General features: G+C 36.9%; 18 protein-coding genes. 14 read left to right on the forward strand and 4 right to left on the reverse strand.

Annotated features, from left to right (window positions below):
* Nucleotides 1-119 precede the first annotated feature (119 nt).
* From dinG to M1D60_RS07735, 10 genes are all read left to right on the forward strand, one after another.
* Nucleotides 120-2915 (forward strand): ATP-dependent DNA helicase DinG, encoded by a 2796-nt coding sequence (dinG, locus tag M1D60_RS07690; RefSeq protein ID WP_456278574.1) that lies wholly within the window; start codon nucleotides 120-122, stop codon nucleotides 2913-2915.
* 78 nt (nucleotides 2916-2993) lie between these two features.
* Entirely contained in the window at nucleotides 2994-3827 is an 834-nt protein-coding gene (locus tag M1D60_RS07695) for a ComEC/Rec2 family competence protein (RefSeq protein ID WP_456278575.1), read from the forward strand.
* Between the two features lie 313 nt (nucleotides 3828-4140).
* Nucleotides 4141-4311 (forward strand): YpmA family protein, encoded by a 171-nt coding sequence (locus M1D60_RS07700; protein ID WP_456278576.1) that lies wholly within the window; start codon nucleotides 4141-4143, stop codon nucleotides 4309-4311.
* 9 nt (nucleotides 4312-4320) lie between these two features.
* Complete coding sequence (locus tag M1D60_RS07705; RefSeq protein ID WP_456278577.1) at nucleotides 4321-4791, forward strand: PepSY domain-containing protein; 471 nt, start codon at nucleotides 4321-4323, stop codon at nucleotides 4789-4791.
* 12 nt (nucleotides 4792-4803) lie between these two features.
* Nucleotides 4804-5991, forward strand: coding sequence for a pyridoxal phosphate-dependent aminotransferase (locus M1D60_RS07710; protein ID WP_456278578.1), 1188 nt, complete (start codon nucleotides 4804-4806; stop codon nucleotides 5989-5991).
* A gap of 123 nt (nucleotides 5992-6114) precedes the next feature.
* A complete protein-coding gene (gene asnS, locus M1D60_RS07715) occupies nucleotides 6115-7407 on the forward strand; it encodes an asparagine--tRNA ligase (RefSeq protein WP_456278579.1) in 1293 nt (430 codons plus the stop codon).
* Between the two features lie 289 nt (nucleotides 7408-7696).
* Nucleotides 7697-8173, forward strand: a complete 477-nt coding sequence (locus M1D60_RS07720; RefSeq protein ID WP_456278580.1) for a hypothetical protein — start codon at nucleotides 7697-7699, stop codon at nucleotides 8171-8173.
* A gap of 196 nt (nucleotides 8174-8369) precedes the next feature.
* Nucleotides 8370-9020, forward strand: a complete 651-nt coding sequence (locus M1D60_RS07725) for a DnaD domain protein (RefSeq protein ID WP_456278581.1) — start codon at nucleotides 8370-8372, stop codon at nucleotides 9018-9020.
* A gap of 41 nt (nucleotides 9021-9061) precedes the next feature.
* Nucleotides 9062-9736 (forward strand): endonuclease III, encoded by a 675-nt coding sequence (gene nth, locus M1D60_RS07730; RefSeq protein WP_456278582.1) that lies wholly within the window; start codon nucleotides 9062-9064, stop codon nucleotides 9734-9736.
* On the forward strand, nucleotides 9714-10259 hold the full coding sequence (locus M1D60_RS07735) for a YpoC family protein (RefSeq protein WP_456278583.1): 546 nt from the start codon (nucleotides 9714-9716) through the stop codon (nucleotides 10257-10259). Before nth ends, M1D60_RS07735 begins: the two co-directional genes overlap by 23 nt.
* A gap of 15 nt (nucleotides 10260-10274) precedes the next feature.
* Here M1D60_RS07735 and M1D60_RS07740 read toward each other — a convergent pair whose 3' ends face one another.
* Together M1D60_RS07740 and recU are read right to left on the reverse strand one after the other, a co-directional pair.
* Nucleotides 10275-12845: a PBP1A family penicillin-binding protein gene (locus M1D60_RS07740; RefSeq protein WP_456278584.1), complete on the reverse strand. Its 2571-nt coding sequence runs from the start codon at nucleotides 12843-12845 to the stop codon at nucleotides 10275-10277.
* Nucleotides 12846-12882: 37 nt separating this feature from the next.
* Nucleotides 12883-13488: a Holliday junction resolvase RecU gene (gene recU / locus M1D60_RS07745; RefSeq protein ID WP_456278585.1), complete on the reverse strand. Its 606-nt coding sequence runs from the start codon at nucleotides 13486-13488 to the stop codon at nucleotides 12883-12885.
* 200 nt (nucleotides 13489-13688) lie between these two features.
* Here recU and M1D60_RS07750 point away from each other — a divergent pair, with 200 nt between their 5' ends.
* The 3 genes from M1D60_RS07750 (at nucleotide 13689) to M1D60_RS07760 (ending at nucleotide 15713) form a co-directional block, all read left to right on the forward strand.
* A complete protein-coding gene (locus M1D60_RS07750; RefSeq protein WP_456278586.1) occupies nucleotides 13689-14672 on the forward strand; it encodes a DUF2515 family protein in 984 nt (327 codons plus the stop codon).
* Nucleotides 14673-15048: 376 nt separating this feature from the next.
* A complete protein-coding gene (locus M1D60_RS07755) occupies nucleotides 15049-15285 on the forward strand; it encodes a hypothetical protein (protein WP_456278587.1) in 237 nt (78 codons plus the stop codon).
* Between the two features lie 68 nt (nucleotides 15286-15353).
* A complete protein-coding gene (locus M1D60_RS07760) occupies nucleotides 15354-15713 on the forward strand; it encodes a YppE family protein (protein WP_456278588.1) in 360 nt (119 codons plus the stop codon).
* A gap of 29 nt (nucleotides 15714-15742) precedes the next feature.
* On the opposite strand, the gene M1D60_RS07765 is transcribed toward M1D60_RS07760, so the two are convergent.
* Together M1D60_RS07765 and yppF are read right to left on the reverse strand one after the other, a co-directional pair.
* Nucleotides 15743-15919, reverse strand: coding sequence for a hypothetical protein (locus M1D60_RS07765; RefSeq protein ID WP_456278589.1), 177 nt, complete (start codon nucleotides 15917-15919; stop codon nucleotides 15743-15745).
* A gap of 74 nt (nucleotides 15920-15993) precedes the next feature.
* A complete protein-coding gene (gene yppF, locus M1D60_RS07770) occupies nucleotides 15994-16182 on the reverse strand; it encodes a YppF family protein (protein ID WP_456278590.1) in 189 nt (62 codons plus the stop codon).
* Nucleotides 16183-16379: 197 nt separating this feature from the next.
* Here yppF and M1D60_RS07775 point away from each other — a divergent pair, with 197 nt between their 5' ends.
* Entirely contained in the window at nucleotides 16380-16895 is a 516-nt protein-coding gene (locus M1D60_RS07775) for a YppG family protein (RefSeq protein WP_456278591.1), read from the forward strand.
* Nucleotides 16896-16941 lie beyond the last annotated feature (46 nt).

Here is a 16941-nt window from a genome sequence, read left to right on the forward strand (position 1 = left end):
AGGGATTTTTTTTATGCAAAAATAGGTGGGTTTTGCTTCACTAATAGTAATTTTTTATTAATTATGGTATTTTTGAAGGTAGTAAATGGATGTTCCCCTAATCAGAGGTGGTAATAATCGTGAATCGATTTGTAGTGATTGATTTAGAGACAACTGGAAACTCTCCTAAAAAAGGAGATAAAATTATACAATTTGCAGCAGTGGTGTATGAAAATGGAGAAATTGTTCATCAATATTCTACTTTTCTAAATCCATCCCAAGCGATTTCTCCCTTCATTGAGCAGCTAACTGGGATCAATGATGAGATGGTGAAGGATGCACCATTTTTTGAAGAAATTGCTCCCATTATCTTGGATTTACTAGAGGAGTCCTATTTTGTTGCACATAATGTTATTTTTGATTTGAGCTTTTTACAAGAAGAATTAAAACTTGCAGGTTATGGGCCGTTTTTAGGTCCTGTTCTAGATACAGTAGAAATGACTCGTTTTCTCTATCCAAACCTTAACAGCTATCGGTTAGGAGGTTTGGCAGAGCAGTTTGAGTTTCAACATGACCGACCTCACCAGGCAGACAGTGATGCGGAGGTAACGGCTTTTTTATTACATCAACTGTTGCAAAAGCTTGTCAGCTTACCTTTTGTAACCATAAAGAGATTATTAGAGCTATCTGCAAGCTTTACAAGTGATTTGCAAGATCTTTTAGAGGAATTGCTAAAAGCTAAAGAACAACAACAAAGATTGGATGAAGACCAATTCGACATTATAAATGGAATTGCTTTACGGAAATTGATTGAGGTGGAGGAAACGAACCATACAGCTTCAAAACTTTCCTATCCAACTGTTCGTCAACAGTTTGTTTCGAAATTAAAGGAGTCTCAACTGTTTCCAGAGGGTGAGATTCGAGAAAGTCAGTTAGAAATGATGGACCTTATTCAAAAGGCATTCCATGGAAGAGAACATGCGCTAATTGAAGCAGGAGCAGGTCTGGGCAAAACGATTGCCTATCTATTACCGGCTGCTATACATAGTCGATCAAAGGGTAGTAAGGTTGTCATTAGTACGAATACGATTCAGCTTCAGCATCAACTTTTGCAGCGTGATCTCCCTCTAATAAATAAAATAGTAGAACAAGATATATCAGCGGTTGTAGTAAAAGGAAGATCCCATTATTTAAGCTTATTTAGATTTGAACAGCTTTTAAAAGAATCTGATGATAATTATGATAGCATTCTTACGAAAGCTAAAATTCTAATTTGGCTAACAGAAACAGAAACGGGTGATATTGAAGAAATTAATTTACCATCTGGTGGTCAGTTTCTGTGGGAGCGTCTTTCAACCGATTATCCAACAAAAGATCAAATTTCAAGCCATTGGAATTCTCGTTGCTTTTACAGGCAGATGCAAAAGAGAGCTGAGAGAGCGGATTTAATTATTACGAATCATTCAATATTGTGTAGGGATTTACTTCAGGAATCATTTATTCCGGAATATCAAGAGGTCATCATTGATGAGGGTCATCAGTTTATTGATATTGTAGGGGAGTTTTTAGGAAGACAGCTCGACTATGTATCGGCCAGTTATACGCTGAGTAGACTCGGGAGCCTACAAGAAGGTGGAATTGTAAGAGACTTAAGTAAAGTCTTAAAAAAACAACTAACCTCGGATCTATATTCGCTTGATGAAAAAATTGTCTTATTAAAAGCAGAGCTAGATGATTTATTTAGGATGCTTAGATCTTACGCATTATCGAAGGCGAGAAATGATAATCAAGAAGGTACTCGAATAACGTTTAAATTTGAAGCATCTAAACAAGCTGGACTTAAATGGAATGCGATTATTGAATGTGTAAACCGAATTAGGTTTACTATTTCAGACACGTCAATAATCATGGATCACATCTTACATAAAATAGAGAAAAATTTCACCAAAAATTCAAGGCTAACCATGATCGCAACGGACTTTAATCAAATTAAAAATCGCATGTATGAATGGAACCAAAGTCTTATTGGTTTATTTCTCTCAGAAGATGACCAATATGTAACATGGATGGAAATTGATGAAAAAGGTGCTTTTAACTCAACTTCTTTATTTTTACAGCCCTTTGATAGTAGTGACATACTTGCAGATACACTATTAGCTAAAAAAAATAGTGTGGTCTTTACATCTGCTACTTTAAGTGTAAAACAATCGTTCACCTATATGATTGAACGAATAGGCTTAAGTGATTTTCATCCTATTTGTGCATCACTACCTTCTCCCTTTGATTTCTCTGCTCAAGCACAGGTTTTAATTCCAACGGATTTGCCAACAGTAAAGGCAGTATCAAACGAGGAATACATTCAAGCAATTTCTACCCATATTGCGGCGATTGCGAAGGTAACAAGAGGGAGAATGCTTGTCTTATTCACTTCGTATGACATGTTGAAGAAAACCTATTTTCAGGTAAAAGACCAATTCGAACTCGAAGGTATGACATTAATAGGACAGGGAATTAGTAGTGGGGGGAGATCTAAAATCACGAAAACCTTCATGCAAAGTGAACATGCTGTTTTGTTTGGAACAAGCAGTTTTTGGGAGGGGGTAGACTTTCCAGGAGAGACGCTAACTTGTTTAGTAATCGTTCGCTTGCCTTTTACTCCACCAAGTCAGCCATTATTCGAAGCAAAAGCGAAACAATTGGAGAAAAATGGGGTTAATTCCTTTAATGAGCTTTCCTTACCACAAGCAGTTCTTCGGTTTAAACAAGGCTTTGGTCGTCTAATTAGGACAAAAAATGATAAGGGTGTCGTTTTCGTATTTGACAAAAGAATTATAACTACTTGGTATGGAAAAGCCTTTTTACAGTCTCTTCCTGAACTAACAATCAAAAAAGGAAGCTTACCATCATTACTTCAAAATATGAAAAGTTGGCATTAGTCAACAATTTAGTATTAACTCTCATATTAAATGGAAATTTGACACATTCTAATGCTAGACCTTTTTGGAGGGATTAATATGAGAAGAGTCCTTTGGCTATTTTGTGTCGTTTTACTTTTAGCTGGGTTTCAGGAAAATCAGGATATACCGACAAAGATAGAGAAAGTTGACTTAAAGTTAATGAGGGACGAGATAGCAGTTACTTTTGTAGACCTTCCGGATGGAGAAGCAACTGTTATCCAAAATGATGAGGGTAAAGCGATCCTCATTAATACAGGAAATGAGAATTCAAAGGAACACTTAAAAAAGACATTGGATTTATATGGAGTTACCTCTATTGAAAAAGTAATCCTTACGAAGCTTGGTCCCGATTATCAAGGAAACCTTGAATGGTTATTGAAAGAATACCCTATTCAAAAGATCATCATACCTTCTTCAGTAGACAAGGAAGAACTTGGATTAAATGCTGCCATAGAAAAATGGAATATTGGCAAAAAAGAGTTATTTTCGGATATCGTCATAAATGTTCTTCAGGTTATGGACCAAGAGAAATCGATGAACTTTTCGATGAAATTCGGTGAGCATCGTTTCCTATTTATGGGTGTTGCCAGCAAGCTGTTAGAAGAACAATTGATAAAAAGTTATCCTCTTAAGGATGTTAACATCCTTAAGGTAGCCGAATTTGCCAGTAATAATGGGACATCCCAGGAGCTACTAGAAGCAGTTGATCCACAAATTGCGATAATCTTTCAAAAGAAAAAACTTTATCCAAGTGCTGATGTACTAGAGCGACTCCAGAACACATGGATTGACATCTACTATTCAAAGCAATTTGGAAATGTCACGATCAGATGCTCAAAGGAGACGTATGAGGTAATAACTTTAACAGTAGAAAGTATTAATTCATTGTAATAACTCTTCTAGAAAAAAAGGGTGAACGTTCCCTTTATTTCTAGAAGATTGTTTTGCTATTATAAAATTTTTAATGTGAAACAGTGTGTCAAGTATGCAAAACAGCCTAATAAAAAAACCTGATGCGTAGGCAACAGGTTGTAAGTGTGGGTAGGAGAAATTTTTATTTTGAAAAGTGGTAATGAACCATTTTACTTCTGATGTAAACTGTTATAATAGTGGTAGCAACAATGCTTACTTGTTGTAATAGTATTGTTGCCTTCTAAGAGCTGATCTATAACATGCAAAATTTGTGATTATCGGAGGAAATAAAATGGAAAGCAAAATAGAAATTTTACAAACTGTACGAATCAAAAATACTCCTGACTTATATAAGATTGTCGATAGTTTAAATCGAACGTTAAAACACCAAGATTTAATGTTCGGATTAGCACTGGACCAAGAAGACCAAGAAACTGCAGTGTTTACCATTTACAGAACGTAAGGTATTAAGATGAAGAAATGGATCGCCTTATTAATTGTCATTTTCATCATTGTAATTTGGACAAGTATAGATACATATAGAACTGCAAACCTCTATCGTACAGAGCAGGGGGATCAAGCAATAAATGTTGCCAAAGAACAAGAACCAGATCTTGAGATTACCGACATAACTTTTTATAACGGAAACCAATCCTACACCATAATATATGGAAGAATTGGTGAAAAAACTCAAATTTTTTGCGTTCCTACAGATGAAAAAGGTGAAGTTATTATCATTGATCCTAAGAATGGAATTAGTGCAGAAGAGGCTGTTAACCTTCTTACGGAGGAACGTAATCCATCTAGTATCCAATCAGTTAATTTAGGAATTGAGCAAAATGTACCGATTTGGGAAATCATCTATTTAGACCAAAATAATCGATACACTTATTATTATGTTACGTTTGAGGATGGAGAATTTATAAAAAGGTATACACTTTAGGGGGAAGTTTATATGGAATTAGCAAAAAGAGTTGCAGCACTTACACCTTCTTCTACTTTAGCAATAACAGCTAAAGCACAGGAACTAAAGGCTCAAGGCCATGATGTAATTGGTTTGGGTGCAGGAGAGCCAGATTTTAATACGCCAGAGCATATTATCAATGCTGCAGTAACAGCAATGAATGAGGGTCATACAAAATACACACCTACAGGTGGCTTAGCTTCTTTAAAGCAAGCAATCATAAAGAAATTTGAACAAGATCAACAATTATCATACCACCCTTCTGAGATCATCGTTTGTTCTGGTGCAAAGCATGCACTATACACGCTGTTTCAGGTCATTCTTAATCCTGGTGATGAGGTGATCATCCCAACTCCATATTGGGTAAGTTACCCAGAGCAGGTAAAATTAGCAGAAGGTACGCCGGTTTATATTGAAGGCCTTGAATCAAATTCTTTTAAAATCACACCTCAACAAATTAAAGATGCTGCGACGAATCGTACGAAAGCAATTGTTATAAATTCACCTAGTAATCCAACGGGAATGATTTATACTCCCGAAGAGCTAAAAGAGCTTGGTGAGGCTTGTCTTGAACATAATATTTTAATTATTTCAGATGAGATTTATGAAAAGTTGGTATACGGGAATCACACCCATGTATCAATTGCTCAGCTTTCGCCAAAATTAAAAGATAATACTATCATCATTAACGGTGTTTCTAAATCCCACTCAATGACAGGCTGGAGAATTGGCTATGCAGCGGGTAACAAAGACATTATTAATGCCATGACAAACCTTGCTAGTCATAGTACATCAAACCCAACCTCAATTGCTCAATATGCTACTATTGCGGCTTATCAGGGATCTCAGGAAACGGTTTCCATGATGAGAGAGGCTTTTGAAGAACGCTTAACTATTATTTATGAAAAGCTTATCCAAATTCCTGGTTTCACTTGTATCAAACCACAAGGTGCCTTCTATTTATTCCCGAATGTATCGGAAGCTGCAAAGTTAAGTGGTTATGCTTCTGTTGATGATTGGGTAGCAGGACTATTAGAGGATAAAAAAGTAGCCGTTGTTCCAGGTTCTGGTTTTGGAGCAGACGATAATATTCGACTTTCCTATGCAACCTCACTTGATCAACTTGAAAAAGCAGTAGAACGTATGCACAGCTTTATGACAGAGAGAGTTAAGGGCTAATTGGTTAGCCCTCTTCTTTTTTAGAGGCTAGTTTCACAACCGGTTGTGAACAGCCTTTAAACTATACTATAATGGACTATAATACATAATTTTATATGGTACATAGCTTTAGGAGGAAATAAATTGAAAACAACAATAGCTGAAGTAGGAAAATATGTAGGACAAGTAGTTACAATAGGAGCATGGCTTTCGAACAAACGCTCGAGCGGTAAGATTGCCTTCTTACAACTACGTGACGGAACAGGATTCATGCAAGGTGTCGTTGTAAAAAGTGAAGTAGAAGAAAAGGTGTTTGAAGCAGCTAAAGCAATTACTCAAGAAAGCTCACTTTATGTTACTGGCGAAATTCGTGTTGACGAACGCTCTCCGTTTGGATATGAGTTAGGAGTTCACAACATTGAAGTAATTCAAGAATCATCCGAGTACCCGATTACGCCAAAAGAACATGGTGTAGAATTTTTAATGGATCATCGTCATTTATGGTTACGTTCTAAAAAGCAGCATGCTATTATGAAAATTAGAAATGAAGTAATTCGTGCAACGTATGACTTCTTTAATAGCAATGGATTTGTTAAAGTTGATCCACCTATATTAACTGGAAGTGCTCCTGAAGGAACAACTGAGTTATTCCAAACAAAATATTTTGATGAGGATGCTTATCTTTCACAAAGTGGACAACTCTATATGGAAGCTGCAGCAATGGCGTTAGGGAAGGTTTTCTCATTCGGACCGACATTTAGAGCAGAAAAATCAAAAACGAGACGTCATTTAATTGAGTTTTGGATGATTGAGCCAGAAATGGCATTTTATGAGTTTGAGGATAGCTTAAAAGTACAGGAGGAATATGTTTCATTCATCGTCCAATCTGTGCTAGAAAACTGTAAGTTAGAACTTGGTGTATTAGAAAGAGATGTGACAAAGCTAGAGAAAATCACAGCGCCTTTCCCAAGAATTTCGTATGATGATGCAATTGAGTTCTTAAAGAGCAAAGGCTTTACAGATATTGAGTGGGGAGATGATTTTGGTGCTCCGCATGAGACGGCTATAGCTGAAAGCTATGAAAAGCCAGTATTTATCACACATTATCCAACTTCCCTAAAGCCGTTTTATATGCAGCCGCACCCTACTCGTGAAGATGTTGTACTATGTGCAGATTTAATTGCTCCAGAAGGGTATGGAGAGATTATCGGTGGATCTGAACGACTTCATGACTTTGATCTTCTAAAGCAAAGACTGGAAGAACATGGACTTCTTGATGGAGCATATAAATGGTATTTAGAACTTCGCCAATATGGTTCAGTACCACATTCAGGTTTTGGTCTTGGTCTAGAAAGAACGGTAGCTTGGATTAGTGGAGCTGATCACGTTCGTGAAACAATCCCGTTCCCAAGATTACTAAACCGTTTATATCCTTAATAAGTAAGAGCCTCCCAATATAGGAGGCTCTTTTTGTACACAAGGCTGTGTTAAACTTTGTTGTTGATTTTCGTTGCAGGACACTCGCTTTCCGCGGGCGGTCTCGGGAGCCTCCTCGGCGCTCTGCGCCTGTGGGGTCTCTCTCAACACGCTTCTCCCGCAGGAGTCTCGCGTCCTTCCACTACAATCAACTCTGCTAAAAATCAACACTCTACTTTAACAGAGCTTTACACAAAAAATGAAACTTTGAATAGAGTAAACCCGTCAATTTATCAAAAGGGGTGATCTTATGAGATTAAGGAGATTTTTAGGTGGGATGTTCTTTATGCTTTTATTGACAGTTACTGGTTGTTCAAACGCTTTAATGAATGAGAATAAACAAGTAGAAAATGAATTTCCTCCATCTATGACCGGAGTAATCATTAGTAATGGAATCGAGCATGAAATGGAGGCAGGGAGTTTTGAGTGGGAAAGAAAAAAAGGTATAGAGACTGAAGTGATCCAGACAGACCATGCATCTCCGTATCAAATGGCAGACCATTTAGAATCGATTAAGGTAAATCCGAATCAAAAAATCGAAATAAAGGTTGAAGAAGATCCAAATATCAAAGTTTATTTATGGGATGAAAAAGGAAGAGGAAAAGAAATTGAACAAGATGATTTTCAAATAATGACTCCTTCCACTAAGGGTAAGTATATCTATGAAGTACTAGCAGAATGGAAAAACGGAACCATTTCCTACACATTTGTTATAGACGTACCATAGCAGGTTCCCTTTTTAAAAGGCATTATATAGCTATCACATTTGATCCAATCTGTAGAGTATACTCTTTTGGGCGACTCTTGTCACAGCAAACCAAATGGCTCTAGACGACTTTTTCTTAGCCAAGTTTTTCTATCATGTTAGAGGAGTCGTTCATGATATACTTAGTGGAGATGTTCTGATTAAATGGGGTGTTGGATTGAAAAAAGAAAAAATGATTGAATGGTACGAGCAGGGAAGTCTAGCTATCCCGAAGCTCTTAATAAATAACTATGCGAAATTGGGCCTAAATGAAAGTGAGTTTATGTTGCTTTTACATGTCCATTCTTATATTGAAGGTGGGAATACGTTCCCAACCCCAGACGAAATTGCTAGTAAAATGACCTTATCGGTTAATCATTGTGCAGACTTATTAAGGAAGCTTTCACAAAAAGGCTTTATAAAAATTGAAGACAATGAGAGTGATGGGGTACGAGGGGAAAGATATTCATTACAACCTCTTTGGGAAAAGATGCTGATGTTCTTTTTACAGGAATCAAAAGAAGAGGACACAGAGACTAGACGGAGCTTAGAATCTAAACTATATTCACTTTTTGAAAGTGAATTCGGTCGTCCATTATCTCCTATTGAAATAGAAACCTTGTCCATTTGGTTGGATCAAGAAAACCATGATCCATTATTAATAAAGGCAGCATTACGTGAAGCTGTATTATCAGGAAAAATGAACTTCCGATATATCGATAGAATCTTATTTGAATGGAAACGCAATGGAATTACTTCAATTGAAAAAGCAACACAACATGGACAAAAGGTTAGACAGCATCAACAGTCAAGATTAAGACAAACCTAGGTCAAATAGATAGGACAAGACTCAAAAAGGAATGAAGAATTATGCTTAATAAACAACAAATAAGGTTTTGTTTAGATCAAATGGGTGAGATGTTTCCAGATGCTCACTGTGAGCTAAATCATGAGAATCCGTTTGAACTTGTGATCGCCGTTAGTTTATCGGCTCAATGTACCGATGCTTTAGTAAATAAAGTAACAAAGAATTTATTTAAAAAATATAAAACACCAGAGGATTATCTTGCTGTAACAGAGGAAGAATTGCAAAACGATATTAGGTCTATTGGGCTATTCCGAAACAAGGCAAAAAATATTCGAAAACTATCGCAGTTACTAATTGACGAGTACGGTGGAATTGTACCAAAGGACCGAGATGAATTAACAAAGCTGCCGGGTGTTGGACGAAAGACTGCTAATGTCGTCGTATCTGTGGCCTATGATATTCCTGCAATCGCAGTTGACACTCATGTTGAACGAGTGAGTAAACGTTTAGCATTTTGTCGATGGAAGGACTCTGTCCTTGAGGTAGAAAAAACGTTAATGAAAAAAGTACCGGAGGATGAGTGGTCTGTTACCCATCATCGTATGATCTTTTTCGGTCGTTACCATTGTAAGGCTCAAAACCCTCAGTGTGGAGAATGCCCATTACTTGAAGTTTGTAGAGAAGGACAAAAACGTATGAAGGGTGGTAGAAAGAGTGGTGGAGCAGGTGTACGTTAACGTTCCTCCAGTCTTTCTCCATCCTCTCTTTTTTTCAGATTCAGAAAATACGATAGAAGTTCCCTTAGAGAACAAGAGACTTTCTATAACTGAGTTAATAAAGTTTCCCTTTGTATATGATATTTTATATCATCTTAAAATGGATTCGTATAAGCCTTGGGAAGACAGGAAAAGGGCCGTTGACGAGGTCATCAGGCAGTGGGGTGACCATAGTAGTAAAGTAAGAGAGTTATTTAATCTTCGTCAACGAGAAGAGGCCAAACCCTTAATGATTCAAAGCATTGCATACTATCTTCTTGCACTTGCCTGGACAAATAATTATCCATTGGAATCGTTAGTTCACTGGAAAGAAGAATGTAACCGCTATAAGACTCAACCAGTAAATGGAGCCGAGAGATTAGAATATATTATAAATAATCCAGATCATTATCATTCTTTCTTACAGCTAACTGAACTTTTCGAAGAACTTAATAAACAATTTCAGCTCTCAATTATCAAACAAAAAAACAGCCCAAGACCCTAGTCTTGAGCTGTTTTTTTAGTTATTTCCATTATTACCAGAACCAGTTCCAGAACCAGTTCCAGAACCAGAACCAGAACCAGAACCAGAACCAGTTCCGTTATCATTACCGGTGCCATCACCAGTATTTCCTGTGTCACCTTCATTCTGTTCTTCATCAGATTCATCAGGATTTGGATCTGTTTCCTCATCATCTTCGCCCGGTATTAAATCAATCTCATCCTCAATTATCAAAGCAGGGATGATGATTTCCGTTTCAACAGGGTCACTTTGATTCTCAGGATCTGCTTCTCGGTAGGCAACCACTCTAAATTTATAAAGGGCTTCTGGTATTGGATTTTGTACAATAAGTCCAAGTTCTTTTACTGTTTCTAGTAACTCAAATGGACCTTCATCAACTGAGTATTGTACATCAAATACTACCCCTTCACGTTTCTCTTCTGGATAATTCCATCTTAGCGTAATCTCATTAGTCTCATCGCTATAAGCTGCAGTTAGGCCACTTGGAGAATCAAGTTTATTATATGTTTCTGAGACTTCTGTTGGTTCAGTTCCCTTAATAAAATATTCTTTTACAATTTGGTCATCAGGCGTAAACTCACTTGGAAGTTTAGGTGGGTTCGTGCCTTTCTCAACAGCAACCTGAACCACGCTATTAGGTTTTACGAAATCACCTGTCTCTTTACCCTCAGACACCTTCTGGATGACTTCTTTAAACAACTTCTTTGCAATTTGAGTTTCATTCCCTGAAATATAGCCTTTTTCAGGAGTATCATATCCAGTCCAAACGGCTGCTGTATATAACGGTGTATAACCAGCAAACCAAATATCATTAACGCCACCACTTTTAATGTTATACTTCTCTTTTACGTCAGCAGGGAAGTTAGTGGTTCCTGTTTTCCCCACGACAGGTAATCCTGAAATATTTGCAGCTGTTCCCGTACCAGAGGTAACAACCGACCTCATCATGTCTGTAACCATAAATGCGGTAGATTCCTTCATGGCCGTTACAGACTTTGGCTTTAAATCAGCCTCCGTGCCATCCATATATACCACTTTTGTTACAGCATGTGGCTTGTTATATATTCCCTTATTTCCAAATGCACTAAATGCACCAGCAAGTTCTAGAGGGGAAACACCATTAAATCCACCAATAGAATGGGATTCAAATACGTCTCCAACTCTAATACCTAAGCTAGAGGCAAATTCACCAGCTCGTTCAGCACCAACCTCTTGGAATGTTTTTAAAGCGGGAATATTTCTTGAGTCTGCCAAAGCTTGACGAATAGACATTTGACCTTTGTAATTACTGTCATAGTTTTTAATAGAAGAACCGTCTGAATACTTGTATGGCTCATCAACAATTTGATGGTAAGTGGACCATTGTAAGTGTTCAATTGCAGGCCCATAATCCATAACTGGCTTAATAGTAGAACCTGGTTGACGGTTAATCGCAGTAGCATAATTAAAGCCTCTTGCTACTTCTGAGTTTCTACCTCCACCTATTGCTTGGATTTCACCAGTTTGTGTATTTATTAATGCAATACCTGCCTGGAATTCCTCATTAGGATATTCAATAACCTCATTCGTATTAAGTGCCTGCTCAACATAGGTCTGTGCAGCAGGATCTAAAGTAGTATGAATTTCTAGACCTACAGAAGATACATCAATTTCACCTAAGGCTGAAACTTCCTTTAATACCTGATCGATAAAAGCATCATAAGGTTGTGGATCTTTTTGACCCTGAACCAATGTACTATTAACCGGAATAGCCTTCGCTTCTTCCGCTTCCGCCTCTGTAATAAAACCGTGCTTTGCCATTAGTGTTAAGACGATATTACGACGCTTTTCGGCAGCCTCTGGATGATCAAATGGGTTGTAGTTGTTAGGACTTTGCGGCATCCCGGCAATCATCGCTGCTTCATGAATCTCTAATTCATCTAAAGTTTTTCCATAATAAGCTTCGGCTGCTGATGCAACCCCATATACTTGACCATATGAAGGAATACTTGAAAGATATATCTTATTTGCATACATTTCAAAGATTTGTTCTTTTGAATATTTTTGCTCCAATCTTACTGCAAGCCATTGTTCTTGTACTTTACGTTCAATCGTTTTTTCAGGTGTTAAGAAGGAGAGTTTAATGACTTGTTGAGTAATCGTACTAGCTCCTTCCGCACCGAACCCTTCCTGGAAGTTTGCAATGACAGCGCCGACTAATCGGCGTAAATCTACACCATTATGTTCATAAAACCGAATATCCTCTACGGCTAAAATGGCATTTTCCATGAGCTTGGGAATATTTTGATATTGGACATGAGTCCTTTTTTCAATCCCAATTTCGGCAAATTTATTACCGTCTTTATCCAGCAGTTTAGAGGATACTGGGTCCTTTAATAATGCTTCATCAATGGGCGGGGCATCCTTTACAAGTGCAAAGAAAGTGATGCCACCAGCAATCATTCCTACAATACCAAGTATAAAGAATGCAATGATTACTTTTTTAAATATAGAGCCAGCAGAACCAGGTTTTTTCTTTGTTTTCTTTTTGGCTTGTTTAAGTTCTGCTCTTGACTTGTTTTCTGCCATGATCATTCCTGCCTTTCAACTAATAAACACTAAATAATTACTTGAAGTAAATCTGTTCAACCACTGATATATACGGAATACGTGGCTGGTAACCAATTGGTATTAGATAAGCGAATTCTTCAATTTCCGACTTTGTCATTGACTTTCTTCCGCCCTTTAATTGTCGTGTCCAAAAGGTTAATAAATGTTTGGCTTCAAGTAAATAGATTTCATCTGTAGCACTGAACCTTAAAATGACAAAGCAAATTCCACCTTGATCTAATATCTGTTTCATATGGTCGATTTGATGCTGATGAAAATTCTGAAGTGGAAAGGAAGTATTGTTCTTAGTTTCCTTTGCTTCAAAGTCAATATACCTACCCTTATAAATTCCGTTATAGTCTGTGGTAGATGCTTGCTTAAAATATGCTTCCTTTATAACTGCAGCACTTCTGCTTGGATAATCGACCTTAACAATTTGAACGGGTGTCGGTTTTTTATGAATGACTGCAATTTGCCTTTCTAGATAATAAGTATTCGTTTCATTTAGATCTTCTTCGAGGGTCATTCCACGATTACTAAATGAAAATTTCTTCTCAGCGGGTGTTTTCTTTTGAATGGTAGTAGCTTGATAAGCTTTTCCGTTAGGATATCGAATTGACATAATAATCTCCTCCAAATGCAGGGAACACTTAATAGACGAATGTAAAAACTAAGAAGTTACATTAAATTTGTTCACGTTATGTACCAAATCAAGCCTACTTAGTATCATACCAAAAATTAGACCATAAATGTTGTGACAATTCATCATCATTTGTTTCGGTAGTATTGTAAAGGATAAGGATAGTGAGGTGAGAATTCGTGGTGAAAACCTTTACTTTTTCTAAAGAAGAAAGAGAAATAGTCCATCAAGTAAAGAATGTAGTAGATCTTCTAAACACAGATAATATTAGCAGGACTAATGCATATGGTCACTTTTATGAAAGAAACCCAGAAGTGAAATGGGCTTTTCTTGCTAGCATGGTGTCTCGTAATGCCGGTTGGAATATGTGTGATTTAAAAGGCAAATGGTTTCCGAAGGTTCTATCTAGTGAATTGAGACAAAGGTTGTTTTTAACGTATGAGCGAGCAAATTGGTTAATTTTTTCAGATGCTTATCCACAACTATATTTATACGAATTATCAAAAGATCTTAAGAAGGACCTTTCATATCTGCTTCCTTGTTTTTATATTTCACCTTTTATGCAAAAAGCGTGGGAACAGTTTATGAAATATGGACATCAACAGAACCTTTTGCGATCACTCATTATAAATGAACAAAATCTGATTCAAAGACCTGTTATTGAACATCCTGTTTATAAAAATCAAGTGTTTAAAACATGGCTATTTTTACTTCAGGACTGGCTCCATTTTAGTGTCGTATTGTTCCCGTCACGCAAAGGTAATTTATACGGTAGCTCTGTTCACGATTTCCGGAAAATTGATTCTAGAATTAAGTTAGGAAAGAGACTTGCAGCTATTCTATTTCACCCATCATACTATGACCAGATTTTCGAATTTTCTAAATCAGTCCCTCATACAGGCTCTCGGCATGATTATGAGCAATTTGTTTATCAAGGGAAGGATAATGATACTCCCCTTTTACGATCTGTATTCCCGGTGATTGAGCATCACCGTCAGGATTTTAAGGGCTGGTACGCTTCTGAAAAAAAGTTGCTTAAATGGATGGAGCCCTATGATGAGCCCTTAAAAAAAATAGAAATCAATGACTGGTATAAACATAAACAGGAACAGCTTCACTCTGGCATCTATGTGGATTCTCTAATCATGAACTTTTTAACAAAGTAAACTTTCATGTTACCATTTCCCCAAAAACAAAAAATAAAAAGCAAGGATATGCTCCTTGCTTGTAAAGCTTTACACAGAAGGTCGATTTGGGCCTTCTATTTTTTTATCTCCATAGCCAGCTTGTGTTTCTTCAAGACCCTTGCCTGGCTTTGCCTTATTTTCTTTTTTTCCTGCCATCTTAACAGCACCTCCTCTTAACTTAGTTTTCACAACGCGACATTTTTCATTCCAAGTTTTATAGGCCTTGTCGATATGTTGAAAGTTGAAGTGAATTCCTACTTTTATTGCCGAATGAACACTAGTTTTGTCAGGTGTGAAGGGGAAATAAAAATCGTATGGAATATAGTTGAAAATAATTAATTTGGAGGGATTCACGTTGAATAAAATGGTGTCAATGAACGTAATTGAGCATGCTTTTGATGAAGTGTTAGGTAAGATTGATCAAATGGAAAAAACAGTGGAGTCCCAGACGGAAATTGAGATTAATCAGATTAAGCTTGCGCAGCAGGAAAAAATTCTTTTTGTGAATGAGCAATTAGTTAGGCTAGAGGGCGGAATGACTAAGAAAAAGTTTGAACGAGCCATGCCTCTTAAGGTTGTATTCAGTAGATAGAAGTTGTACACCCCTTTTAATAAAGGTATGATGAAAAGTAACGACTGTCTTAAAATAGGTGAGGATGAATGGAATATAAAGAATTAGTAAGATTGACATTACAGTTACAACAATATAATCAAGAACTAGAAGAAATTTTCGAACGAGTGAAGCAAACAGGTGAGGCTGAGGACTTTTTCATGACGGTGAAGCCATTTGCAGATAAGGTAAGGGATTGTTTAGAGGAGTGGGAAAGTTTTGTACTTCCATGGATTAAAAAAGAAAAGCCAAAATATTTTTATCAGCAACAAGTTGACAATTTGAAGGAAAATATTACAACCGTTTCTGTGCAAGCCTTTTTCCCTAAAACCAGTATGAAGCGGTTCAAGGAGTTAATCCGATCCAATCAATATACGTTAGACTCAATCATCCAAAAACTTACCATGTAAAAAAGAGCCGATTGGCTCTTTTTTCATTCTTATAAATCACTATCTTTTGTTACTTGAACAGAGACAGCTGGACGCTCTGCTGTAGCAACGGTTTCAATTTCATATTCAACATGCTCGGTATCCTTAGCTTCTACTTCTTCACCACGAACAGGAATTTCACGGTCATGCCCTTTAGTTTTATGGTTAAATGATTTACCTCTTCCCATAGTAGTCACTCCCTCTTATATAGTTACATTATTAATGTGCATAATTAAGGGTGAAATCACTAAGGTAACTTTTGTCATGTAGACGGTTGTACTTGTTCTCTTACGTCACTTTGTTCTAGCTCTTTTATTATATCTCGATACTCAATGATGGTAAGATCTCCTCTAACGTAGGATCGCTTGGCGAATTGGAGAAGCTCTAAGTTGTCTACGGGTTCCTTTTTATTAACAGCTATATACAAATTACGAAGTTCCTTTAAGTTCATTCAAGCCACCTCCATTTAAGTTGGTACTATCGTAACATGGAACAAGTTGCTTTTATCTTTATTTAAATATTTAGTTTTCCGACAATAAGTTACATTTTTTTGTTAGGAAATTAATGCTTGGTCATTATTCACACATTATATTCCTCCTTACATAAACTACTAAAAACAAGACATTTACCTAAGGAGGAGACATTCTGATGTTTGGAATGAAACAAAAAAGGAGAATGGTTAGAAACCCATATATGCATAATCAACCTGTTTATCCCTATCAAGGTTTTCAGCAAAATCAACAATTTCAACAGAGCCAACAGAACCAGCAAAACCAACAATTTCAACCAATTCAGCAGAGCCATCAAAATCAGCAATTTCAACCAAGCCAACAAGTCCAATCTAACCAGCCAAATCAATACAAAAATTCACAGAATATGTACAATAACCAAAGCAACCCCTATGCGAACTACATGAATTATCCGAATTACATGAACCAACAAGGGACGGCACCTTTTCAGATGCCTTATCCAAACCAAGGGAACAATAAGAACCCACAAACACAGGCTGGGGGATTTACTTCTATTTTAAATCAATTTAAAACAAAAGAAGGCGGATATGACGTCAACAAGATGATGGATACTGCGGGCCAAATGGTCAACACTGTCAATCAACTGAACGGAGTATTTAAACAGGTAGGGTCCTTTTTTAAGCCTAAGGTTTAAGATGAGTAGTGGAAAACTACTCATTTTTTTATATCTGGGGTCAAGA

The organism is Bacillus sp. AK128 (assembly GCF_053903075.1).

Coding starts and splice junctions, on each gene's coding strand:
- recU (WP_456278585.1), bottom strand. CDS start 13,488: ATGTCAATTCGATATCCTAACGGAAAAGCTTATCAAGCTACTACCATT.
- nth (WP_456278582.1), top strand. CDS start 9,062: ATGCTTAATAAACAACAAATAAGGTTTTGTTTAGATCAAATGGGTGAG.
- M1D60_RS07710 (WP_456278578.1), top strand. CDS start 4,804: ATGGAATTAGCAAAAAGAGTTGCAGCACTTACACCTTCTTCTACTTTA.
- M1D60_RS07765 (WP_456278589.1), bottom strand. CDS start 15,919: ATGGGAAGAGGTAAATCATTTAACCATAAAACTAAAGGGCATGACCGT.
- M1D60_RS07720 (WP_456278580.1), top strand. CDS start 7,697: ATGAGATTAAGGAGATTTTTAGGTGGGATGTTCTTTATGCTTTTATTG.
- M1D60_RS07760 (WP_456278588.1), top strand. CDS start 15,354: ATGGAATATAAAGAATTAGTAAGATTGACATTACAGTTACAACAATAT.
- M1D60_RS07705 (WP_456278577.1), top strand. CDS start 4,321: ATGAAGAAATGGATCGCCTTATTAATTGTCATTTTCATCATTGTAATT.
- M1D60_RS07700 (WP_456278576.1), top strand. CDS start 4,141: ATGGAAAGCAAAATAGAAATTTTACAAACTGTACGAATCAAAAATACT.
- M1D60_RS07775 (WP_456278591.1), top strand. CDS start 16,380: ATGTTTGGAATGAAACAAAAAAGGAGAATGGTTAGAAACCCATATATG.
- M1D60_RS07740 (WP_456278584.1), bottom strand. CDS start 12,845: ATGGCAGAAAACAAGTCAAGAGCAGAACTTAAACAAGCCAAAAAGAAA.
- M1D60_RS07695 (WP_456278575.1), top strand. CDS start 2,994: ATGAGAAGAGTCCTTTGGCTATTTTGTGTCGTTTTACTTTTAGCTGGG.
- yppF (WP_456278590.1), bottom strand. CDS start 16,182: ATGAACTTAAAGGAACTTCGTAATTTGTATATAGCTGTTAATAAAAAG.